Origin of the sequence: Rothia mucilaginosa (assembly GCF_001061665.1) — a bacterium.
Lineage (GTDB): Bacteria > Actinomycetota > Actinomycetes > Actinomycetales > Micrococcaceae > Rothia > Rothia mucilaginosa_A.
Map to the genome: position 1 here is coordinate 225,122 of NZ_JVSP01000002.1, position 22,176 is coordinate 247,297.

The following is a 22,176-nucleotide window of genomic DNA, read 5'->3' on the forward strand; positions in this document are numbered from 1 at the left end:
TGTGTAAAGATGCGTTCTTCCTTATAGGATACGGGGCATCGCCGGAGATAGGATACCCCCGAAAGAAAGAATGGACCGCCTTTTTCTGAAAAAATATTGCGTTTTGGAGTTGCACGAGCGCGTCGGCATGGTTTAGAGTTAGTTCTGCACCCGCAAGGGTGTAATTGTTTGCCCCTCTAAAGCCCACTGGCTTAGGAGGCAATGGAGGAGCGAACGAGTGAGAAGCAACTCTCACACCGAAGCTCAGGCTTCAAAGGGTGGTGGCTCAATTGGTAGAGCAGCGGTCTCCAAAACCGCAGGTTGCAGGTTCGAGTCCTGTCCGCCCTGCTCAAATTGCCTCAATAAACGATTGTACGCCCGCACTCCGGGCGTACTTTTTTAGATACAGAAAGGGGCAGAAGAAATGGCATCGTCTGCTACTGCCACTCAGGCTGCTGAGTCTGGCGCATCCTCAAAGAGCGATGAGAAGCGCGGTTTCTTCGGCCGTATTTTTGCATTCCTTCGCGAAGTTATCGCGGAGTTGAAGAAGGTTACCACTCCCACCGGACGCGAGCTGATTGGTTACTTCCTCGCGGTTCTGCTGTTCGTCGTGGTGATGCTCCTGCTGATTTCCGGCCTGGATTATCTGTTCGGCCAGGGAGCATTCTGGATCTTTGGTAACGGAACGATTCAGCGTAACTAGCCAACCGATACCGAGCGCATCCCCGGTGGGGTGTTGCGCCGAGTATCATAATTTTTCCCGGATTATTGATCGGTGCTGCGTATGCAGCGTAGCCAGATCGTAAGCGATAGAAAGTAGGAGCGACGTGTCCGAGCAGGAACTGGTATCCGAGATTGAAGAGGTCGAGGTAGCCGCTGCTGAGGCTGCCGAAGAGGCCGAAGCTGTCGAGCAGCTGGCCGAGGAGGCTACCGAGGCTGTTGAGGCAGCCGAGGAAGTTGCCGAGGTGGCTGAGGAAGTCGACGCTCTGGAAGAATTCAAGTCGAAGCTGCGCCGTCAGGTGGGCGATTGGTACGTGGTGCACACCTACTCGGGTTACGAGAACAAGGTGAAGACCGGTATCGAGACCCGTATCCAGAACCTCGAGGCCGAGGATGAGATCTTCGAGGTCCAGGTTCCCATGGAGACCGTGGTCGAGTTCAAGAACACCGTGAAGAAGACCATCCGCCGCGTGCGCGTTCCCGGCTACGTGCTGGTCCGTATGGAACTGACCGACCACTCGTGGGGCGTTGTGCGCCACACCCCGGGCGTGACCGGCTTCGTGGGCCAGGATGCGTACAACCCGGTTCCGCTGCGCATGGAGGAGGTCTTCGAGATGCTCCTGCCCGTCTTCGAGGAGCAGCAGCAGAGCCAGGGCCTGCCCGTCTCCAAGCCCGTCGTTGAGTCCGACTACACCGTGGGTGAGAACGTCCGCGTGAAGTCCGGCGCATTCGAGGGTATGGACGCCACCGTGTCCGAGATTAAGGCCGAGGCTCAGCAGATTGTCGTGATGATTTCCGTCTTCGGCCGCGACACCCCCGTGACCCTGAGCTTCACCGAGATTGAGAAGATCTAGCGAGGCTGTAGCGCATGAGCGAGCCCGGTACCCGAAAGGGGCCGGGCTCGCTCTGCGTTAACCCGCATCTTTTCATTCCCGCCGCCGGTCGTTCGTTCCGGCGCGTGCCTCCGGTATTAGCGAATACCGGTGAACACTGGATTAAGCAGCGGATTAACGCTAGAATGTTGGTTTGTGTATGCGCACGTCACGCTTTCGTGCGCGCACGTCGATGGCCGCGCCACGGTCATCACCCTGCCGGCGTACGCTCCTGTGCGTCGGTTCCCAGCTAAGAAAAGGACCCTACATTGGCTCCCAAGAAGAAGGTCACTGGCCTCATTAAGCTGCAGATCCAGGCAGGCGCCGCTAACCCGGCTCCCCCCGTCGGCCCCGCACTGGGCTCGCACGGTGTGAACATCATGGAGTTCTGCAAGGCATACAACGCTGCAACCGAGTCGCAGCGCGGTAACATCATCCCCGTTGAGATTACCGTCTACGAGGATCGCTCCTTCACCTTCATCACCAAGACCCCTCCGGCTGCCCAGCTGATCAAGAAGGCTGCTGGCGTTGCTAAGGGTTCCGCTGTTCCCCACACCACCAAGGTTGGCTCGCTGACCGAGGCTCAGGTGCGCGAGATCGCAGAGACCAAGATGCCCGACCTGAACGCAAATGACCTGGATGCAGCATCCAAGATCATCGCAGGTACCGCTCGTTCCATGGGTATCACCGTCGAGTAATTTCGGTTCACCGAATAGCCGAGTGATCGGCACCGTAGATTTTTCTACACAGAACTTGTAAATGCCCGTCGAGTGACGGGATGTGGCAGAGCCGAGCGCGGCTCACGAGACCACAACTGCATAAGGAGAAAAGCAGATGGCAAAGCGCAGCAAGGCGTACAAGGCAGCTGTAGCCAAGATTGAAGAGGGTAAGCTCTACACCCCCGCCGAGGCAGTCGCCCTGGCGAAGGAGACCTCTTCCACCAAGACCGACGCAACCGTTGAGGTTGCAATGCGTCTGTCCGTTGACCCCCGTAAGGCAGACCAGATGGTTCGCGGTACCGTGAACCTGCCCCACGGCACCGGTAAGACCGCTCGCGTGGTCGTTATCGCAGCAGGCCCCAAGGCTGCTGAGGCCGAGGCAGCTGGCGCTGACTTCGTTGGCTCCGACGACCTGATCGCAAAGATCGCCGGCGGCTGGACCGACTTCGACGCAGCGGTTGCAACCCCCGACATGATGGGCAAGGTTGGTCGCCTGGGTAAGATTCTGGGTCCCCGTAACCTGATGCCGAACCCCAAGACCGGTACCGTGACCATGGATGTTGCAAAGGCTGTTGCAGACATCAAGGGCGGTAAGATCGACTTCCGTGTTGACCGTAACTCCAACCTGCACTTCATCATCGGTAAGGCTTCCTTCACCGCTGAGCAGCTCGAGGAGAACTTCCAGGCAGCGCTGGAAGAGATTAACCGTCTGAAGCCCTCTTCGGCTAAGGGTCGTTACATCTCCAAGGCAACCGTTGCTACCACCTTCGGCCCCGGTATCCCCGTTGATCCGGCTTCCGTTGCTGCCTAAGGTATGCACCTGTAGCGTCTAGCATTCGCTAGTGATCGCCCCTGACGTTTAGGCGTCGGGGGCGATTTTTTGTGCATGATTTTGTCTGTGTGAAGATTCAAGACATGTGTAACCGGGGCCAGTTGAAGTACGTCACGGACTTCCAGCTTGTATAGGCTTAAAACATAGAATGATTTTCTGGTCCCTGGTTCCTATGGTGTTGCCCATGTCCCGGCACCGTCGAAACAAATACACGGGGTTGTACGCCCTTATCCTGCCCTACGACCATGAGAGGTAAAACCTAATGCCTTCTTCCCTTCAGAGCGAGCAGAACGCTCGTAGCGGACTCAGTGTACCGGTCAATTATTTTGCGGTGGCGCTGGGCACCGGGGCCCTGGGAGCTGCCTGGCGTACTGGTGCTTCGAAGGGAATGGCGCCTGATTGGGTGGGTGAGAGCATCCTGGCTTTTAACGCCGTGGTGTGGCTGCTCCTTGTGGGTTTCCTGGTTCACGCGGTGGTGAAGTATCGTGCGTGGGTGTGCAGTTTTTGGGAGCATCCGGCACGTACTTGCTTCTTTTCGCTGATTCCGGCAACGACGGCGCAGGTGGGTGCGGCTCTCTACCCCTATGCGGAGACTCCGGCTCTCGCTTTGGTGGTACTGGGAGGCGTGGGCCAGCTGTACTTTGCCTCTCACCGCATTGCGGGTACGTGGCGTGGCGGGTATGCGCCCGAGGCTGCCTCGCCGGTGCTGTATCTGCCGACTGTGGCGACAAATTTTGCGACCGCTACGGCGATGGGTTTTGTGGGGTGGCACGATATGGCGATGCTCTTCTTCGGTGCGGGCCTGATTTCGTGGTTTAGCATTGAGGGCGCGATTCTGAGCCGCCTGCGCACCCTGACCCCCTTGCCGCAGGGGGAGCGCGGCATTATTGGTATTCAGATGGCCCCGCCCTTTGTTGGTGGTAACGCGTACCTGGCGGCTAACGGCGGCACGGTGGACTGGTTCTTCCTGGTGCTGACCGGTTACGGCATTCTGCAGCTGATTTTCCTGATGCGTCTGCTCCCGTGGACTCTTGAGGGTGGTTTCTCGATGAGCATGTGGGGTTTCTCGTTCGGTATGGCTTCCATGGCGGCGAGTGGTATTCGCTTGACCGCTGCTGGCTCGCTGGGGTTCGTGGGCCCCGTCTTGACTGTGGCGGGTACTGCTTTCTTGATTTTCCTGTGGGCGGGCACGCTGTACTTGGCTGTGAAGGGACGCCTGTTGGTGCGCCCGAACTAAGGTTCCCGTGTGAGGTGCCGGCGTGAAGTTAGTGCGCTGTTGTATGACGGCGCTTATCTTCTGCGCCTATGCCGTGGGTGGGTTTCGGCGATAATGGGGGAATGACTTCTGCATCCTATTCTTCTGCCGCGGCGGAGCCTTTTGAGGGCCTGCGTATTCGAGGCGTCGCGAAGACCTTTGGCACCGGTACGACGGTTCTGAATGAGATTGACCTGGATGTGCACCCCGGCGAGTTGATTTCGCTGGTTGGTTCCTCGGGTACCGGTAAGTCAACGCTTCTTCGCATTATTGCCGGCCTGGAGGACCCCACGACGGGTCGGGTGACCTACGGCGGTCAGCCTCTGGAGCGCGGCTCTGTGGGTGTGGTGTTTCAGCGTCCCATTCTGTACCCGCACCTGAGCGTGAAGGATAATATTCTTTTCCCCACGCGTTTGCATGCTTTTTCCGGTGAGGTCGATATTGACTATTACCGCGAGCTGCTGGCAGCCCTGAAGCTTGAGGGCTTGGAGAACCGCAAGCCTTCGCAGCTGTCGGGCGGTCAGGCCCAGCGCGTGGGCATTGCCCGAGCCCTTATCCGTCGTGCTCCCGTGGTTCTTTTTGACGAGCCCTTGGCCAGCGTTGACGAGGAGATGAGCGCGAGCATCCGAGCCGATATTGTGCGCCTGCACGAGCGTTACGGTTTCACCGGCTTGTACGTGACTCACGATCAGAATGAGGCGCTCATGCTGGGTCATCGTGTGGCGGTCATGGACTCCGGCTACCTGGTGCAGGTGGATACCCCGGGTCGTCTTTTGGACTATCCTCACACCCTGCAGGTGGCGAAGCTGCTTTCGGCCCCCGCGCTGAATCTGCTGGATATCGAACCGGAGGATTCCCTGCCCGCCGATTGCCGCCTGGTGATTCGCGCCTCCTCCTTCTACGAACTGGGTGGGGGAGAATCCGAACAATTGCACGGTGTCCTGTCGGCGCAGGTTCTGGGGCAGCGTCACCTGGTGGGCGGTATGCTCTACCGCGCGGCTCTGAGTGAGACCGCAACTTTGCCTGTGGCTTCGGAACAGCTGGGGGCGGACGGTCATCCCGTGGAACCCTCGAATGTTGAAAATGCTGAGTACTCGGTGCGTGTGCCGGCCGGTCAGGAGCTGGAATTCTTCCTCTCTGATGCCGGGGGAATCTCCTACGCAATTGGTAGCGATGTGCAGCTGGGTGTTGCTCCGCAGCGGTGCTTCCTCTTCTCCGGGGGCAAACGCTTCTACCTGGGCGGATAGCTCGAGTTTCGGTGTTGTTTCGACGTCGAGCTGAGGCTGGTAAATCCCGCTGTTGGCGGAGGTTCTGAGCTTTTAAGTGATTAACCCCGCTTAACGGCGGGATTTTCCTGTTTTAACTTGCGGCCTGCCCGAGAACCTGAGATGATAAACAAACCAAAGACCGCCGGTCTAGAACTATGTCCTTTATCCCCACTTTGGTGGAGGTTAAGAACAGGGTTCTGATAAGAGCTGATTTCCCTCAAGAAATCGCCGCCCGCGTAGGTGACTCGAAGTGAATAGACGCAAACCCATGAGGGTTTCGTCTATCGTGCCTCGTACGCCTGCGCGTCGAGGCATTTTTTATTGCTTGCAATAGTGCTTCGAGGCTCTACCGGCGACCTTACAAGAATCGGAAGAAGGAACTACCATGGCGACTCAGGAAAAGATCGCTGCAGTATCCGAGCTGAAGGAACTCTTCGAAGCTTCGAACGCAGTCATCCTGACCGAATACCGCGGTCTCACTGTTGCACAGCTCAAGGAGCTGCGTCGCGCACTCGGTGCAGAGACCGAATACGCCGTGGTGAAGAACACGCTGGCTGCTATCGCAGCTAAGGAAGTTGGCATCGACGCATTCGAAGGCCACCTCCACGGTCCCTCCGCACTGGCATTCATCAAGGGCGACCTGATCGATGCTGCCAAGGGCCTGCGTGACTTTGCCAAGGCTAACCCCCAGCTGATCGTGAAGAACGGTTACTACGAAGGTGCCGCTCTGTCCGAGGACGACGTCAAGCGTTACGCTGACCTGGAATCCCGCGAGGTTCTGCTGTCCAAGGTTGCAGGTGGTGCAAAGGCTACCATCGCACGCATCGCACAGGTTGTGGACGCACTGCGCGTCAAGCTGGAGGAGCAGGAAGGCGCAGCTCCCGCTGCTGCCGAGGAGGCTTCGGAGGAGGCATAAGCCCCTTCGTGCTACTGCACCAGCCGCTGAGATACTCAGCAGCGCACAACGCAACAGCGTATGCGCACCCTTAGTTTGACCGACCCCTACGGGGTGGGTACCCAAGATTTACACAGCGGGGCGACCCGCACAGATAGTGAAGGAGCCAAACAATGGCTAAGCTGTCCATCGAAGAACTCATTGCAGCATTCAAGGAACTGTCCCTGGTTGAGGTTTCCGAGTTCGTCAAGGCATTCGAGGAAGAGTTCGACGTCACCGCAGCTGCTCCCGTTGCAGTTGTCGCAGGCGGCGCAGCAGGCGAGGCTGCTGAAGAGAAGTCCGAGTTCGACGTTGTCCTGGAGTCCGCTGGCGACAAGAAGATCGCAGTGATCAAGGAAGTTCGTGCCCTGACCTCCCTCGGCCTGAAGGAAGCAAAGGACCTGGTTGACGGCGCTCCCAAGACCCTGCTCGAGGGCGTTTCCAAGGAAGACGCTGAGAAGGCTAAGGAGCAGCTCGAGGCTGCCGGCGCATCCGTCACCCTCAAGTAATCGACTTCTTCTCGATTCTTACGCGGGCGGTACATCCACTGGATGTGCCGCCCTGCGGCATTTAACGTCCTCTGTGGTGCCTCTCTCCTTGGCCCGGTACGGGGCTCCGGGGTGCCGTATGATGGGATGAGACAACCCAGACATTCTTCCTGACGAAAACGGATAAGACATGAGCGAGCAGAAGAAAAAGAATCAGAAGTCCTCGCCCCGCCCCGCCCGTGACCTGGCGGCAGAGGCACAGCAGATCCTGGATGCTTTTGGTGCCGGAGTTCGCGAAGATCGCGACTACCCCGCCCTGCACCTGGCTCCTCCGGTCGGTCGCCTGAACGACCCGAACGGCCTTGTCTTTGACGGCAAGCGCTACCATGCTTTCTACCAGTACTCGCCCCTGCACCCCGAGCGCATGGTGTACTGGCGTCACGCCGTGAGCGAGGACCTGACCCACTGGACCGATGAGGGCACCGCACTGGTCCCGGACAGCCGCTACGACTCGCACGGTTGCTACTCGGGTTCCGGAATTAAGGTTCCCGGCGGTTTTGAGTTCTTCTACACCGGTAACGTCAAGGACTCCAAGGGCAACCGCGAGACCTACCAGATTCTTGCCACCGCCGGTGAGGACGCCAAGCCGACTCGTCAGCTGCCCCCGCTGATTTCCGGCCCCGAGGAGGGCTACACCGCCCACTACCGAGACCCGCACGTGTTCCAGCGTGACGGTCGCTGGTGGATGGTCATCGGCGCTCAGCGTGAGGACCTGACCGGTGCCGTGGTCGTGTACACCTCCGCCGATCGCCGCGAGTGGACCTTCCGCGGTGAGCTGGGCATTAAGGATAAGACCCTCAAGGGCACCTACATGTACGAGTGCCCCTCCCTGCTGAGCATGCGCGATGAGCTGACCGGCGAATTGCGTGATGTGCTGATCTTTAGCCCGCAGGGACTGGAGCCGCTGGGGGAGAAGTACAACAATATCTTCCAGAGCGGTTACATTGTGGGCTCGCTGGATAACAAGACCCTCAAGTTTAAGGTGGAGACCCCCTTCACCGAGCTGGATGCAGGCTTCGAGTTCTACGCCCCGCAGACCATCTCGGGCACCGGCCTGAGCGCCGACCCGGAGGTACCGCACACCGCAAGCGGCGATGCCCCGGTGATGATCGCCTGGCTCGGCAACGCGGATCAGGATGACCTGCCCTCGTGGAGCCACCGCTGGGTGCACATGTTCACCTACCCGCGTGAGCTACACCTGCGCAACGGTAAGCTCTTCCAGCGTCCGGTTCCGCAGCTGAACGACGCGATGGAGATGAAGCCGCTGTACCGCGAGGAGGAGAAGGGCAAGCTCGTCGAGCTGAAGAACGCCCTGACCTTCCGCCTGCGCGGCCGCGTGAACGTGGCTGATGAACGGGTGAAGATCAAGATTAAGGACACTCACGGCGTGGCCCTGAGCATCGTTCTGGATAAGGACTTTGTGCAGATGGACCGCGGCGGTACCCGCTACACCGAGGGTGGTAGCCTGCGCCGTCGCAGCCTGAAACGTTCGAAGATTCGTGAGTTCGACCTACTGGTGGACGGCTCGGCAACCGAGCTGTACGTGGGCGGCAAGCTGGCCGCCTCTATGGGTACAGAGGTTATGACGGCTCGCACCTTCTTCAAGGGGGATAAGCGCCGCGTCCGCCTGACCGGTGGCGAGGTGCTGTCCCTGGAGTACGGCCGTCTCTAAGCCGTTTTCTACACGTTAGGAGCCGCCCGCACGGGTGGTTTCCGGTAATTTCTGAATATGTCTGAGGGCTCACTCTCCATGTGGAGGGTGGGCCCTCGCTTTTAAGAACTTTCCCGTGATACCATGTTTTACAGCCGATATGTCAAACGTATGACATATGCATGACATGCACACACAGACATATCTCACCTCATTCACAAAGCATCATACGGTGGTGCTCCAAGCAAAGGAGAGCGAGCGTGGACCACAAGTCAGTGGCACAGCGCGTGCTGAAGGACGTCGGTGGCGCCGGCAACATCGTTGCAGCCGCACACTGCGCAACCCGCCTTCGCCTCGTCCTGAAGAACCAGGACAAGGTCGACCAGACGGCAATCGACAACGACGAAGACCTCAAGGGCAGCTTCCTCAACGCTGGCCAGTTCCAGATCATCGTCGGCCCCGGCGACGTCAACGAGGTTCACAAGCACCTCATCGCTGCTGGCGCACCCGAGGCGTCCAAGGATGAACTCAAGAGCATCGCCGCGAAGCAGAGCAGCATTGTCTCCCGCTTCATCAAAACCATTGCCGACATCTTCGTCCCGCTAATCCCGGTGCTGGTCGGTGGCGGTATGCTGATGGCGCTCAACAATGTGCTGACCTCCGAGGGTATCTTCGGTCCGCAGCCCTTCATCGAGATGTACCCCGAGTGGGAGGGCTTCGCGGACATCGTGAACCTGCTCTCCGCAGCTCCCTTCGCCTTCCTGCCCGTGCTGGTCGGATTCTCCGCCACCAAGGTCTTTGGCGGTAACCCCTACCTGGGTATGACCATGGGTGCCGCAATGGTATCCCCCGCCCTGATGAACGGCTACAGCGTCGCAAAGTCGCTGGCAGGCGTCGAAGGGGCGGATCCTATGCAGTACTGGAACCTCTTCGGTCTGCAGGTTCAGCAGGCGGGCTACCAGGGTACCGTGCTGCCCATCATGCTGGTTGCCTTCATCCTCTCCCACATTGAGAAGTTCTTCCACAAGATTCTCAAGGGCACCATCGACTTCATCTTCACCCCGACCCTCACCATCCTCATTACCGGCTTCCTGACCTTCCTGCTGGTCGGTCCTCCGATGTTCCAGGCGGGTACCTGGCTGGGTGAAAGCATTAACTGGCTCTACACCGTTGCCGGCCCGCTCGGCGGTCTGCTCTTCGGTACCTTCTACGCATTCATCGTGATGACCGGTATGCACCAGGCATTCCCGCCCATCGAGATGAGCCTGTGGGCTACCGGTGGTTCCTTCATCTTCGTCGTCGCCTCCATCTCTAACGTGGCTCAGGGTGCTGCCGCAGCCGGCGTCGCACTGACCACCAAGAACAAGAAGATTAAGGGTATTGCTTCGGCATCTGCGCCCTCCGCATTCCTGGGTATTACCGAGCCCGCAATGTTCGGTGTGAACCTGGCTCTGCGCTGGCCCTTCTACATTGCAATCGTCTCCGCTGGTATCGGTGCAATGCTTGCTTCCATCCTGAATGTGAAGGCTAAGGCTCTGGGTGCCGCTGGTTACATTGGCTTCCCCTCGATTATTCCTTCCACCGGCGCGGGCTGGGCTGGCTTCTTCGGCTGCCTCATTCTGACCACCATCATCGCTTTCGTTGCCTCCTTCATCTGGGGTAAGAAGGTCGAGGCAGGCAACACTGAGGAAGCTGAGGCACCTGCCGCTCCTGTAGCTACCGAAGCTTCCGCCGAGGCTCCTTCGGCAGCTTCTGCTGAGACCTCCGGCGAAGGCGTTGAGCTGGGCGCTCACCTGGTGGGTACTGTGGTGCCTCTCGTAGACGTCAAGGACCCCACCTTCTCCTCCGGCGCACTGGGTGCAGGCACCGCAGTGGAGCCCACCGAAGGTAAGCTCTACGCACCGGCTGACGGCAAGATCACCGTCGCCTTCCCCACCGGCCACGCATACGGTCTGCGCACCGAGGACGGCCTGGACCTGCTGATGCACATCGGCATGGACACCGTGGAACTGGACGGCAAGCACTTCACCCCGAAGGTCGCTAAGGGCGACACCGTCAAGCGCGGCGATGTCATCGCTGAGTTTGATATTCCCGCGATCAAGGCAGCCGGCTACCCGCTGGCCACTCCGCTGGTTATCACGAACTCCAAGAAGCTGGCCGAGTCGGTGCAGGACGCTCAGAATTCCGGCGCGGCTGTGACCAACGCTGACTCCGTGCTGAAGGTTGTTCTGAAGGCTAAGGCTAACGCATAGTCTGTACACAGAGTGAGTAGATAAACTCTCCATTTTTGAACACCCCGTATCTTTTCCTTGAAATGATGCGGGGTGTTCAAATTTTTTATGGGCAGCTAAATAGAAAGGGTGAATAACTATTCATATAAATTATGCATAATGGTGCAATATTTGCTGTCGGGAGTCTGTGCATATGCATGTAAAATGTCTTGATTAGGCACGATTCGTTAGCCATGAGGACGGAATACAGCTAATATTTATGTAGACTTCAAGCTTTCGTAAAGGGTGAATATGTCCTCGGAATCCTATACCGTCCGCACCGCCGAACCTCACGAGTACTCGGAGGTAGTGGAGGTGCTTATCTCGGCTTTTGACGGTGACCCCGCCATGATGGCCATCATCGGTGGCAAAAACCGCCGTAAGGAGATGGAAAAGCTCCGCGCTATTATGACCCTGCAGGTTTACGGTAATTTCAAGGACCGCGGACGAATCGACGTTGCCGTGGATGATTCCTCGGGCAAGATTGTTGGCGTCTGCCTCTGGAATAACCCGGAGTCCCAGGAGGGATCATTCCTCAACGAAATCAAGCAGATTAGCGCCTACTACCGTGGACTGGGGCCGGTTACCCTGGTTCGCGCCATCATGATGGAGCTACACCTGCTCAAGTATCGCCCCTCGTACAAGCACTGGTATCTCTTCAACATTGGCGTGCTGGAGGAGCTACGCGGCCGCGGTATCGGCAGCAAGCTCCTCGACTACGGCACCGCGCGTCTTGAAGGCTACCCGGCCTACCTCGAAGCGTCGACCTACGATAGCGCTCGCCTCTACGAGCGTCGCGGCTTCCTCTCCCTGGGGCCTCTCGGGGGTATCTTCCCGAAGGCTCACGCGGTCGGCATGGTGTATCCCGCAATCGGCCCCGCGGAAGTCGTCGCCCGTGCCGCCGGTCAGGCCTAGCGCGACGGCCCGGTCGTAATTCGGGTACTCAAGAGCCCCACAAAATCCTAAACGTAAAGATTTGCCCCGCCGCCCCACAAATGTGGAGTGGCGGGGCGAATCTTTGGAAGAAAAGCGGGGGAGAGCTACTGCAGCTCGTCCGGCGCCGAGGTGTCCGGCTCCACGAGCGAGAGATCGGGGATGGTTCGCACGGTGACCCCCAGGTGTAGCTCGATGGGCAGCACATCCCCGGGAAGGTACGCGGAACCCTCGGAAGGCGAATCTGCGGGTGCCGCGGAGGCGGTCGATGCATCCTGTCTTTCGATGAGCTCCAGCAGGCGCTGAACGGCTCGTCGAGCGATTCCCTCGATGGGCTGAATGACGGTTGCGAGTTCCGGCATGAGCAGCTGAACGGTCTGTGTACCGTCGTAGCCGATGACCTGGAAATCCTCGGGAACGCGGATACCTCGCGTGCGCGCCCAGCCCAGGGCCAGCGCGGCGTAGTTATCGTTGGAGGCGAACACTGCATCCACAGGCTCGGCGCTATCGGCTCGCTCGTCTAAGTAGCGGTATAGCATCTCGCGCTTAAGGCCGAGGGAGGGGCGGAAGCCAAGCTCCACAAACTCGGGGGTCAGGCCAGCATCGAGCATTGCTTCGCGGTAACCGCGCTGACGCTCATTGTGCTCGCCCAGGGTGGAGGTTACGTGCACAATTGTCTGGGCGCCCGTGGCGATAAGGTGCTCCGTGGCCGCGTGTGCGCCGCCGTAGTTATCGGAGCGGATGTTGGGGTAAAAACCGGTCTCGCGACGGTCTACCGTCACCAGGGGGGCCTGGGCATGCGGGACGTTCACGAGCGCATCCGAATGGGCGCCGGTGATGATGCCGTCCACCTGATTGGCGAAGAGCATATCGAGATAGCGCTTCTCCTGCTCGGGGTGGTCTTCGCTATTGCAGAGAATCACCCTGTACCCGGCATCGGCCAGGTGATTCTCGAGCTGGTACACCATCTCTCCGTAGAAGGGGTTGGCCACGGTGGGGAAGATGAGACCCACCGTCTGGGAACGCTGACCCTGCAGGCTTCGGGCGATGGCGTTGGGCCGGTAGCCGAGTTGCTGGACGGCCTCGTGCACCTTGGTGCGGGTGGCCTCGCTCAGGTAACCGCGGTTGTTGAGCACTCGGGATACGGTGGTGGGGGAGACGCCCGCCAGTGCGGCAACGTCGCTGAGTTTGGGCTTTGCCACGGGGCTCCTTTGTGGTTGAGACAGGATATGCTAAACGATTGACATATCTCTATCAACTATACCTTCTACTGGATGGGAACGCCGATAACACCCACGGTGAAACCAGCCTTCCCACCCCGCATGAAGTGTCCCAGGCTTAGAAGACCGGAATAATGCGCGCGCGTGAACCCGCAGGATGCGCCCCGCCGGTTACCGTGGAATCGTCGAGCACCGCAAAGTGCGTGGCAGCTGCCAGGGAAGATAGCATGTGCGAAGCCGACTTCGGTAGCGGATAGGCAACGCCCTCGGTCACCCGGACGGGCACCAGGCGAGTTGTCACAGCCTTGCGCAACGTGGGAACATCCTCGGCAAGAACGGCCGCGTCTGCTGCGGGCAGGGGCATGGAGCGCAGGCCGGCCAGAAGAGGCGGCAGGTAGGAGTAGAGAGCCGTATAGGCGGCCAACGGGTTACCCGGAAGGCCCAGTACGAAACGCTGGTGACCGGCGTTCGGCCCGGTTTCGGGTACCGGCAGGCTTGCGGCCAGGGCCGGGTGGCCCGGACGCACATCCACCGACTCGAAGATATAGGTCGCTCCCAAATCGTTGAGGGCCTTACGCACCATATCCACGCCCGAGGTGCTCGAGCCGCCCGTAAACACCAGGATGCGCGCGGTGGAGGTCGTCAGGAAGGTCGAGAATTCGGACTCGACGTCGGCCAGGCGGGCCGAGGGGCGAACCTCGCATCCGGCCGCGGCGATGGCGTGCTCCACGAAACCTCCGAAAGCGTCGCGCACCTGACCCGGGTCGGGCAGGCCAAAGGTAATCACCTCGTTACCGGTGAAAGCGCAACGCACCGGGATGGGCGCGTAGACGGGCAGCTCATCGAAACCGTTCGTGCCCAGAAACGCTGCCATGCGGGAGGAGATGCGCTCGCCGTGGCGAGCCAGGTAATCACCGTGCTGTAGCTCCACACCGGCGAAACGAATATCGGTTCCGGGGGCGGGCGGTTCAAATCCCTCAGCCATCTCCAGGTAGTGGATGCTGGCTCGGGTATCGGCGGAGGCCAGGGAATCGGCTCCCTCGTAGTTGCTGGTGTGCTCCTCGCGCACGATGGCCTCGGTGCCTTCGGGAATCAGGCCGCCGGTTAGAATCGGGGTGGCCTCGCCCGGGCTAATCGGCACGGTGAGACGGTGAATATTGGCTCGAGAATCCTCCGGGTAGGAAGGCCTCACCAGACGCCAGGGCGGGTTGCCCGCCACAGCGTAGCCGTCCATCGCGGAGGAGCTGTAGTGCGGCACCGGCATCATGGCGTGCACGTCTTCGGATAGGTAATGGTCAATCGTCGCTAAGAGAGGAAGAGCCTCGGCCTTGGTGTCCGGGGCGGCCTGTGTGCCGGCGGCGTGCAACAGCTCGCGCGCCTGATCCCATGAGACGGCGGGAATATGGTGGGACATGGTACCTCGTGTGTGCTGAAGCGGCGCTAGTTGGCCGCTGAAAGTAGATGCCCGTGGTAGCGGGGCGGTCTAGTAGCTAGACCACAGGGAAGTGGTGTACCCCAGTCGCTCCGCTTGCTCCCAGGTATCGACATCGGCGGTGTGCTGGGCGGAGAGCTCAACGCTGACCGGGTTGAGACGGCGCAGGAAGGAACGGACGGAGGCGTCGGTGGTGCCCTCTGAAAACACCGAACGGATGCTCTCATAACGGTAGATACCCACCAGTGGCTGGTAGATGCCCTCAGAAACCCCCCAGAAGCCCTCGGATGCGGGGGAATCGAGAGGTCGGGCAGTCGCATCGTTGGCCGCGGCGGTACGCATAAGTCGCTGTACCGCGGGAGCGATGCGCGGGGTATCAACACCCAGGATGAGGCACCATTTCGGCGTCGGGGTACCTGAGCCCTCGCATTGGGCCGCCACACGTTCTAGGCCTGCGTGAATGGCCGCGGCCGGTCCAGAGAAGGGTGGGTTTTCTCGGGTGAGTAGAACGTCGGAGGGGACGGGCAGGGTATCGGGCCCGACCACAACTCGCGGCGAGGCCTGCCGTACCGCCTGCAAAGCACAGTCGAGAAGCGTGTTCGTGCCGTCCGAGAGCGAGGCCTTTGGCACATGCCCTAGGCGGCTGGACTGCCCGCCGGCCACGATAACCGCGGCGCAGGAGAACTCGGGGTACTCGGGAAGAATCGGGGGAATCGCGGCGGGCGACGGTGAAGAATCGCTCATCTTAACCACCCGCGAAGGGGGGAAGGACATCAACTCGATCGCCATCGGTTAGTGGCGCGTCGGCATCGGAGCGGGTGCCGTTGACCAGGAAGGAACACTGCCCCATAACCTGGGCCAGGGTCAGGCCGGAGGGGGTGGTCCCCGTAAGCTCCCGGCCCAGGTGGGCGATGAGCGCGCCCAGGGTCGGCGAATCAATGTCGCTCGGGGCCACCGACAGCTCGGCGGTACCCGCCGCCGCGCGCGCGGCAGCAAAGAAATGAACCTGCATCATGCTCCTAATGCTATACGAGGGGGCGCGAAAAACAAGGGGATGCTCGGGACAGCGAGAGGGGTTAGCCTCCGATGGCGCTCATGGAGCGGCTCGCCTTGGCAAATTCCTCAATATCGAAATCTGCGTCTTCCTTGCCGTGGGCGCGCGGCTTGAACCACATGCCTTCACGCCAGCGCAGGGCCAGCTCATCGTCCGTGGCGCCGGAGCGCAATAGCTGCATGAGGTCAGTCTCGGTATCGGAGAAGAGGCAGGAACGTATCTTGCCGTCGGCCGTTAGGCGGGTGCGGGTGCAGGCACCGCAGAAGGACTCGGTCACCGAAGCGATGATGCCCACGCGGCCCAGGGATTCGGCGCCGTCGACGGGGAACCCCGCCTCATCCAGCACGGTGCCGAGCGGGTAGACCTCCCACAGTCGGGCGGGGGAATCGCCGCGTGCTTCGCGTACCGAACCGAGCACGTAGGCGGCCGAAAGCTTCTCTCGAATCTCAGCAGCGGTGATGGTGCCCTCGCGGGTCCAGCGGTTGTCTGCGTCCAAGGGCATCTGCTCGATGAAGCGCAGCTGGTAGCCGCCCTTGAGCGCCCACTCGAGGAGCTCGGGAGCCTGCCCGTCGTTGAGGCCGGGCATGAGCACGGCATTAATCTTGATGGGCCACAGGCCGGCTTCGGCGGCGCCGTCGATACCCTTGAGCACGGCCTCCAGCTTGTCGCGTCGGGTGAGCTCGGCGAAGGTCTCGCGGCAGATGGTATCCAGCGAGACGTTGATGCGGGTCAGCCCGGCCTCGGCAAGGGCTACGGCCCGCTTGTCCAGGCCGATGCCGTTGGTCGTAATGGACAGGGGAACCTCGGGGTGCTCCTGATGGATGCGGGAGATAATGTCGACCAAATCAGCGCGGACGAGGGGTTCACCGCCCGTGAAGCGAATCTCTTCGACGCCCAGCTGGGAGATAGCAATATCTGCAAGGCGCGCAATTTCTTCGGCGGAAAGCAGGTTTTCCTTGGGGAGCCACTGCAGTCCATCGGCCGGCATGCAATAAATGCAACGAAGATTACATTTATCGGTTAATGAGATGCGCAGGTCGGTTGCGGTGCGTCCCCAGCGGTCGAGGAGCGGACCGCTGTTCGTAATATTTGGGAGCTTCCTCCGCGGCTTTGTGGAGGTCTCAGATTTTTCGGGCGTCACAAAAGCAACACCGCTGTTATCCGCAGAAGATAAGGTGCTTAACAAAGGGCCTGCAATCAGCTGAGAGCGGCCAGAATCTGCCGTGTACGCCATGGAAAACCTATGTAGAAAATTAGTATATTTCGGGTAACAATATGATTATTCCACGTTCGAAGACCCATTACATAGTGTGTGAAGGGTAAGTTACATTCGCGGTGACCCAAAGAAACCGCGATAACGTGTCATGGTGTACGCAAGCTAGGGGGCGTACATAAATTGTCACAAAAGCCTCGCGTGGAGCACCTCACCTCATGCAACTAACACGACTAGTTCAAGGACAAAGTACTTTCATGAAGACTCCTCTCGCCGCTCTTAGCGCACTGGCTGCTGCAACCCTGACTCTGACCGGTTGCGGCTCTTCCCAGGCCTCTTCCTCCGTTGCATCTCAGGCATCCTCCGGCAAGATTCAGGTCTTCGCCGCAGCATCCCTGAACAATGCGGGCGCCGACCTGGAGAAGGCCTACGAGGCAGCTAACCCCGGCGTTGACATCACCTTCGTCTACGAGGGCTCCGCAAAGCTCGTCACCCAGATCGAGCAGGGCGCAACCCCCGACATGCTTATCACCGCAGACACCAAGAACATGGACAAGGCTAAGAAGCTGGACGAGTTCTCTGGATCCGACTCCACCGTTCTGGTCACCAACAAGCTGGTTCTCGTTACCGCTGAAGGCAACCCCGGTAAGATCAACAGCCTCGACGACCTGCAGACCACCGAAGGCGTCGTCGCAGTCTGCAAGGAAGACGTCCCCTGCGGCACCCTGGCACACGAAGAGCTGAAGAAGCACGACATCACCCTCAAGAACGCAACCACCGAGGGTAAGGTCACCGACGTGGCCACCAAGGTCACCACCGGTAACGCCGATGCGGGCTTCATCTACACCACCGACCTCGCAGCAGCCAAGAAGAAGGGCGTAAACCTCGGCTCTGTCGACCTGCCGGACGTTGAGCCCAACGAATACCCCGCAGCGCTGAGCAAGACCGGCGCATCCTCAGATGCCGCTAAGAAGTTCAACGAGTGGCTGAAGACCTCCAACGAGGCCAAGAAAATCCTCGCTGACTACGGCTTCAACACCACCAAGTAGCCTGTAAACGCTAACCCGCCCGCTCAGCGGGGTTAGCGCGAAAAGCCGGGATGCGGTGGCACCTTATAGAAGTGTGCCACCGCATCCCGTCCCAACTTTTACCCACTACTCGCGGGATACCCACTCCCATCCACCGCCTTCGCCCCCAACCCCTCACGAATCTATGTCTGCATCTTCTTCTGCCCGTCGCGCGCCGCGATCTTCGGCTCGTCTTTTTGCGTCGGTTCCTCGCTCCTTCACCATCCCGGCTTTCATTGGTCTTCTGGTGATTGCCGGTCCGCTCCTGGGCCTGTTCCTTAACGTCCCGTGGAGCCAGCTCGGGACCGTCTTCACTCCGCAGGTGATGGGCGCGGCTAATCTTTCGCTCTCAACGGCTGCCGTCTCAACCCTGATTTGCGGTCTTCTGGGTGCCCCCATCTCCCTGCTCCTGTCCAAGGTGCTGAATCGTTCGCGCCTGCACCGATTCGGTGCGGTTCTCTACGCCATCATCTACACCCCGGTGATTCTCTCCCCGGTGGTTTCGGGTCTGGGGCTGCTCTTCTTCTGGGGCCGTAAGGGTCTAATCGGCTCGTACCTCTATCAGGCTGGTATTTCGATTCCCTTCACCTCGAACGCCGTGATTATTGCGCAGACCTTTGTGGCTCTTCCCTTCTTCGTGGCCACCGCGGTTACCACGTTGCAGGCCATTCCCCGCGAGTACGAGGAAATCGCGCTGGTCGAGGGTGCCGGTCCCGCCGAGGTGACTTTTAAGGTGCTCCTGCCCCTGGCGGCTCCCGGTCTTGCCACCGCTTTTCTGCTCTCCTTTGCTCGTGCGCTGGGTGAGTACGGTGCAACCGTTACCTTTGCCGGTAACGTGCAGGGTAAAACCCAGACTATTCCCCTCGCGATTGACCTGGCCATCAACAGTAGTGACCTCCCGAGCGCCCTGGGTAGTGCTCTCATCCTCATCAGCCTCTACCTGGGAATCTTTGGCGTGCTGGGCCTGGCTCGCACGCTCAAGAAGCTACGCGAGCGCCTCGGGTAGCCAAGTTACGGGGGCAGGCCGTTAGGTGGCACTGTATTTACCCGCCCCCGGGTGCACCGTACACTGTTTATATCCGTATGTCGCACGATAGGAACCGCAATGATCGCTCCTGAGTTCAACGGAACTCCCAACACCGAGGAATACCGCGCCTACCTGGCCCTTCTCCTGAGGGAGGTCTTCATCGGCACGGCGGAGACCGTTCCTCTCGATCATGCGGCAGGCCGAATCCTCGCCCAGGATGTCACCGCCCGCATGGATGTGCCCAGCTTCGACAACTCGCAGATGGACGGCTACGCGCTCACCGCGGCTGCCGTCGATCGTGAGGACCGCATCTTTACGGTCGGCCGCGAGATTCCCGCGGGTCGGCCCCTGCAGCGCTCCCGCGCATCCGATGACCTGACCTACCCGATTATGACCGGCGCTCCCATCCCCAAGGGATACGATGCGGTGATTCCCGTGGAGCAGTCGGAACGTATCGAGTACCCCGACCTTCCCGAGTCTTTCGGTCGTCCCAGCGAGAAGATTAAGCTGGCCACCGGCCGCGTGGGGCAGTTCGTGCGCCGCCGCGGCGAGGACGTTGTGACCGGCCAGGTGCTTGCCCGCGCCGGACAGCGTGTGACTCCCGCTCTGCTGGGCGCGCTCGCCTCCCAGGGGTACGCACGTTTGACCGTTGCGGCGGGTCCTCGCGTGCTGGTGTGCACCGGCGGCGACGAGATTCGCTCCGGTACCGCCGGTGAGGACAACGCCTCCCCGGACGACCTCGCGCAGGGCCAGATTTTTGACGCCAACGGTCCGATGCTCAGCGCCATGCTACGTGAGGACGGCGCGACGGTTCGCCGCATCGCAATCGGTGACGACCCCGTTGAACTGCTACACCGTCTGGCTGCCGAGTACGAATCCTTCAAACCGGACATCATTATTACGTCCGGCGGTATTAGCCACGGCAAGTACGAGGTTGTGCGTAACGCCATCGCTAAGGCGCACGAGGCGGACATCCTGGTGCCCGTCTCATGGTTCGGCCACGTGAGCCAGCAGCCCGGCGGTCCCCAGGGCGTGAACGTCCTGGACTTCAAGGGGCACCGCGTCCCCATGATTTCCTTCCCCGGCAACCCCGTGAGTACCCTCATCTCCTACGCGCTGATTCTGCGCCCCTACCTGCGCGCTGGCGGCCCCTACGGTGTACCCCACGCGGTAGCCTCCGAGCAGGCCACCCTTGATAACGCACCCCGCGGCGTGCTGGTGACCGATACTTCGCTCACCGCACCGCCGACTAAGCGCCAGTTCCTGCGCGGCACCCTCGCCATGGTGGAAACCGAGCCGGGCACCTACCGCGTGGAGCTGTATCCGGACGTCCTCTCTGGTTCGCACCTGCTACATCGTGCCGCCCAGGCCGACGTGCTCATCGAACTTTCCCCGGGCATGACGTACACCGGGGGAGAGGCCGTGCCCTACCACCGTATCCGCCTTACCGACGATTAATAGACACCCCTTGAGACGCGCCGAGGTAGCCCCTACGGTGCTGTATCGACGAACACGATACGTCAATTTATAGATTCCAGGAGACACGATGACCTCTACCCCCGAACAGGACCTCACCCATGTGCGCGCCGACGGCTCGGCACACATGGTCGATGTGACGGAAAAATCCGTAACCACCCGCACCGCGGTGGCTGAGGCAACCGTCCACACCCGCTCGGACGTCATCGAGAAGATTTTTGATGCCGACCTGCCCAAGGGCGATGCTCTGCCTGTGGCGCGCGTTGCGGGCATTATGGGCGCCAAGCGCACTCCCGAGATCATTCCGCTCTGCCACCCGCTGCCCCTGGGCAAGATTACGGTGGATTTCGAGCGCGGACCCGACTTTGTGCGTATCGAGGCGTCCGTCAAGACTCGCGGTGTGACCGGTGTTGAGATGGAGGCGCTGACCGCGGTTTCCTCGGCCGCGCTGACCGTCTTCGACATGATTAAAGCCGTTGACAAGCACGCCGTGATTACCGATATTCGGGTCCTGGAGAAGAGCGGCGGTAAGTCCGGCGATTGGTCCGTGCGCGCAGATTCGTAGAATGAAGAAACGGGGTTGGCGTAGTGGTGCGCCGTCCCAAAGGAGGAAAGTATTCAATGAGCACTGACGATTTCACGATGCCTGAGAACCTGACCGGTCTGGTGATTGTCGCCTCGACGCGTGCGGCTCGCGGTATCTACGAGGATAAGTCCGGTCCCATCGCGGTGGAGTGGCTACGCTCGCGCGGTTTCGAGACCCCGGATCCCGTGGTGATTGAGGACCGCGAGATTATCGATTACTTCAACACCTTGGTGGCCGAGGGTAAGAAGAACGGTAACCTGCCGACGTTCATCCTGACCAGCGGTGGTACCGGCCTAAACTCTGACGACCAGACCGTGGAGGCGGTTCGTCCCCACCTGGATAAGGAAGTGCCCGGCATCATGCACGCCTTCTGGATGAACGGTCTGAAGAATGTTCCCTCGGCGGTGCTTTCACGCGGCGTGGCGGGCGTGATTGACCGTACCTTCGTGATGACTCTGCCCGGTTCGCGCGGTGGCGTGAAGGACGGCGTGGCAACCCTCGATCCGCTTGTTGAGCACATTTGCCGTCAGATGGAGGACTACCATGACCACTAAGCCGCAGAAGGAAGAACCCTTGGATCATTCGGGCGCGCACGGTGCTGAGCCGAGCGGCTCGACCGTGGTGTTCACCGATATTACGGAGGCGCCCCTGGAACCGCTGTACGCAGCGGCTAAGGCTGAGGTTATGACTGACGCCATGGGTGCCCTGGTAATTTTTGACGGCATTGTGCGCAACCATGATCACGGTAGCGCGGTGCGCGGGCTGTCTTACAGCGCGCATCCGCAGGCTCGTGAGTATATTGCCGAGGTTGCCGCTGAGGTTGCCGCCGAGCTGGATGGCGTGCGTCTGTGGGCTGTGCACCGCGTGGGTCCGATTGCTATTGGCGAGTCGGCTCTGACCGTGATGGCGGCGGCTGCTCACCGTGGTCGCGCGTTTGATGCCTGCGAGCTGGTGGCTGACCGGGTGAAGGCTCGCGTGCCGATTTGGAAGGAACAGGAACTGCTCGATGGAAGCATCGAGTGGGTTGGCGTGGATACTTCGTCCGTCTAGCCTTCTGAATATTCTGAATATAAGCCTGTCAGGGGGATTTCTCTCGGGCAGGCTTATTCTCCTTGAAGCT

At 60.2% G+C, this 22,176-nt stretch carries 22 protein-coding genes and 1 tRNA gene; 18 read left to right on the forward strand and 5 right to left on the reverse strand.

Annotation, left to right across the window (positions count from 1 at the left end; genetic code table 11):
- Positions 1 to 254: 254 nt before the first annotated feature.
- The 12 genes from ADJ95_RS01300 (at position 255) to ADJ95_RS01355 (ending at position 11,963) form a co-directional block, all read left to right on the forward strand.
- Positions 255 to 327 (forward strand) — tRNA-Trp (locus tag ADJ95_RS01300).
- Between the two features lie 76 nt (positions 328 to 403).
- On the forward strand, positions 404 to 682 hold the full coding sequence (gene secE, locus ADJ95_RS01305; RefSeq protein WP_049331833.1) for a preprotein translocase subunit SecE: 279 nt from the start codon (positions 404 to 406) through the stop codon (positions 680 to 682).
- Between the two features lie 124 nt (positions 683 to 806).
- A complete protein-coding gene (gene nusG / locus ADJ95_RS01310; protein ID WP_049331835.1) occupies positions 807 to 1,553 on the forward strand; it encodes a transcription termination/antitermination protein NusG in 747 nt (248 codons plus the stop codon).
- 287 nt (positions 1,554 to 1,840) lie between these two features.
- A complete protein-coding gene (rplK, locus tag ADJ95_RS01315) occupies positions 1,841 to 2,269 on the forward strand; it encodes a 50S ribosomal protein L11 (RefSeq protein WP_049331838.1) in 429 nt (142 codons plus the stop codon).
- A 136-nt stretch (positions 2,270 to 2,405) separates the two neighbouring features.
- On the forward strand, positions 2,406 to 3,101 hold the full coding sequence (gene rplA / locus ADJ95_RS01320) for a 50S ribosomal protein L1 (RefSeq protein ID WP_049331841.1): 696 nt from the start codon (positions 2,406 to 2,408) through the stop codon (positions 3,099 to 3,101).
- A 283-nt stretch (positions 3,102 to 3,384) separates the two neighbouring features.
- Entirely contained in the window at positions 3,385 to 4,359 is a 975-nt protein-coding gene (locus ADJ95_RS01325) for a TDT family transporter (protein WP_049331843.1), read from the forward strand.
- Between the two features lie 101 nt (positions 4,360 to 4,460).
- On the forward strand, positions 4,461 to 5,624 hold the full coding sequence (locus tag ADJ95_RS01330; RefSeq protein ID WP_049331846.1) for an ABC transporter ATP-binding protein: 1,164 nt from the start codon (positions 4,461 to 4,463) through the stop codon (positions 5,622 to 5,624).
- Positions 5,625 to 6,030: 406 nt separating this feature from the next.
- The gene (gene rplJ / locus ADJ95_RS01335; RefSeq protein WP_049331849.1) at positions 6,031 to 6,561 is read left to right on the forward strand and encodes a 50S ribosomal protein L10; all 531 of its coding nucleotides are present in this window, start codon (positions 6,031 to 6,033) and stop codon (positions 6,559 to 6,561) included.
- A gap of 152 nt (positions 6,562 to 6,713) precedes the next feature.
- Positions 6,714 to 7,088: a 50S ribosomal protein L7/L12 gene (rplL, locus tag ADJ95_RS01340; protein WP_049331852.1), complete on the forward strand. Its 375-nt coding sequence runs from the start codon at positions 6,714 to 6,716 to the stop codon at positions 7,086 to 7,088.
- 169 nt (positions 7,089 to 7,257) lie between these two features.
- The gene (locus ADJ95_RS01345) at positions 7,258 to 8,799 is read left to right on the forward strand and encodes a glycoside hydrolase family 32 protein (RefSeq protein WP_049331856.1); all 1,542 of its coding nucleotides are present in this window, start codon (positions 7,258 to 7,260) and stop codon (positions 8,797 to 8,799) included.
- A gap of 239 nt (positions 8,800 to 9,038) precedes the next feature.
- Entirely contained in the window at positions 9,039 to 11,030 is a 1,992-nt protein-coding gene (locus tag ADJ95_RS01350; protein ID WP_049331858.1) for a PTS beta-glucoside transporter subunit IIBCA, read from the forward strand.
- Positions 11,031 to 11,300: 270 nt separating this feature from the next.
- Entirely contained in the window at positions 11,301 to 11,963 is a 663-nt protein-coding gene (locus ADJ95_RS01355) for a GNAT family N-acetyltransferase (protein WP_049331860.1), read from the forward strand.
- A gap of 125 nt (positions 11,964 to 12,088) precedes the next feature.
- Here ADJ95_RS01355 and ADJ95_RS01360 read toward each other — a convergent pair whose 3' ends face one another.
- The 5 genes from ADJ95_RS01360 to moaA all read right to left on the reverse strand — a co-directional run bounded on the left by ADJ95_RS01360 (position 12,089) and on the right by moaA (position 16,921).
- The gene (locus tag ADJ95_RS01360; protein ID WP_049331863.1) at positions 12,089 to 13,183 is read right to left on the reverse strand and encodes a LacI family DNA-binding transcriptional regulator; all 1,095 of its coding nucleotides are present in this window, start codon (positions 13,181 to 13,183) and stop codon (positions 12,089 to 12,091) included.
- A 136-nt stretch (positions 13,184 to 13,319) separates the two neighbouring features.
- The gene (locus ADJ95_RS01365) at positions 13,320 to 14,615 is read right to left on the reverse strand and encodes a molybdopterin molybdotransferase MoeA (RefSeq protein WP_049331865.1); all 1,296 of its coding nucleotides are present in this window, start codon (positions 14,613 to 14,615) and stop codon (positions 13,320 to 13,322) included.
- A 69-nt stretch (positions 14,616 to 14,684) separates the two neighbouring features.
- The gene (mobA, locus tag ADJ95_RS01370) at positions 14,685 to 15,377 is read right to left on the reverse strand and encodes a molybdenum cofactor guanylyltransferase (protein WP_049331869.1); all 693 of its coding nucleotides are present in this window, start codon (positions 15,375 to 15,377) and stop codon (positions 14,685 to 14,687) included.
- Between the two features lies 1 nt (position 15,378).
- Positions 15,379 to 15,645 carry a MoaD/ThiS family protein gene (locus ADJ95_RS01375; RefSeq protein ID WP_049331870.1) on the reverse strand — a complete coding sequence of 89 codons (267 nt, stop codon included), beginning with the start codon at positions 15,643 to 15,645 and terminating at the stop codon, positions 15,379 to 15,381.
- Positions 15,646 to 15,709: 64 nt separating this feature from the next.
- A complete protein-coding gene (gene moaA, locus ADJ95_RS01380) occupies positions 15,710 to 16,921 on the reverse strand; it encodes a GTP 3',8-cyclase MoaA (protein ID WP_049331874.1) in 1,212 nt (403 codons plus the stop codon).
- A 236-nt stretch (positions 16,922 to 17,157) separates the two neighbouring features.
- Here moaA and modA point away from each other — a divergent pair, with 236 nt between their 5' ends.
- The 6 genes from modA (at position 17,158) to ADJ95_RS01410 (ending at position 22,106) form a co-directional block, all read left to right on the forward strand.
- A complete protein-coding gene (gene modA / locus ADJ95_RS01385; protein ID WP_049331875.1) occupies positions 17,158 to 17,949 on the forward strand; it encodes a molybdate ABC transporter substrate-binding protein in 792 nt (263 codons plus the stop codon).
- A gap of 163 nt (positions 17,950 to 18,112) precedes the next feature.
- Positions 18,113 to 18,973, forward strand: a complete 861-nt coding sequence (locus tag ADJ95_RS01390; RefSeq protein ID WP_049331876.1) for an ABC transporter permease — start codon at positions 18,113 to 18,115, stop codon at positions 18,971 to 18,973.
- A 99-nt stretch (positions 18,974 to 19,072) separates the two neighbouring features.
- Positions 19,073 to 20,452 (forward strand): molybdopterin molybdotransferase MoeA, encoded by a 1,380-nt coding sequence (locus ADJ95_RS01395; protein WP_049331878.1) that lies wholly within the window; start codon positions 19,073 to 19,075, stop codon positions 20,450 to 20,452.
- A gap of 88 nt (positions 20,453 to 20,540) precedes the next feature.
- Positions 20,541 to 21,035, forward strand: a complete 495-nt coding sequence (gene moaC / locus ADJ95_RS01400; RefSeq protein ID WP_049331879.1) for a cyclic pyranopterin monophosphate synthase MoaC — start codon at positions 20,541 to 20,543, stop codon at positions 21,033 to 21,035.
- Positions 21,036 to 21,091: 56 nt separating this feature from the next.
- Positions 21,092 to 21,610, forward strand: a complete 519-nt coding sequence (locus ADJ95_RS01405; RefSeq protein WP_049331881.1) for a MogA/MoaB family molybdenum cofactor biosynthesis protein — start codon at positions 21,092 to 21,094, stop codon at positions 21,608 to 21,610.
- Positions 21,600 to 22,106 (forward strand): molybdenum cofactor biosynthesis protein MoaE, encoded by a 507-nt coding sequence (locus ADJ95_RS01410; RefSeq protein WP_049331883.1) that lies wholly within the window; start codon positions 21,600 to 21,602, stop codon positions 22,104 to 22,106. Before ADJ95_RS01405 ends, ADJ95_RS01410 begins: the two co-directional genes overlap by 11 nt.
- The last annotated feature ends 70 nt before the right edge of the window (positions 22,107 to 22,176 follow it).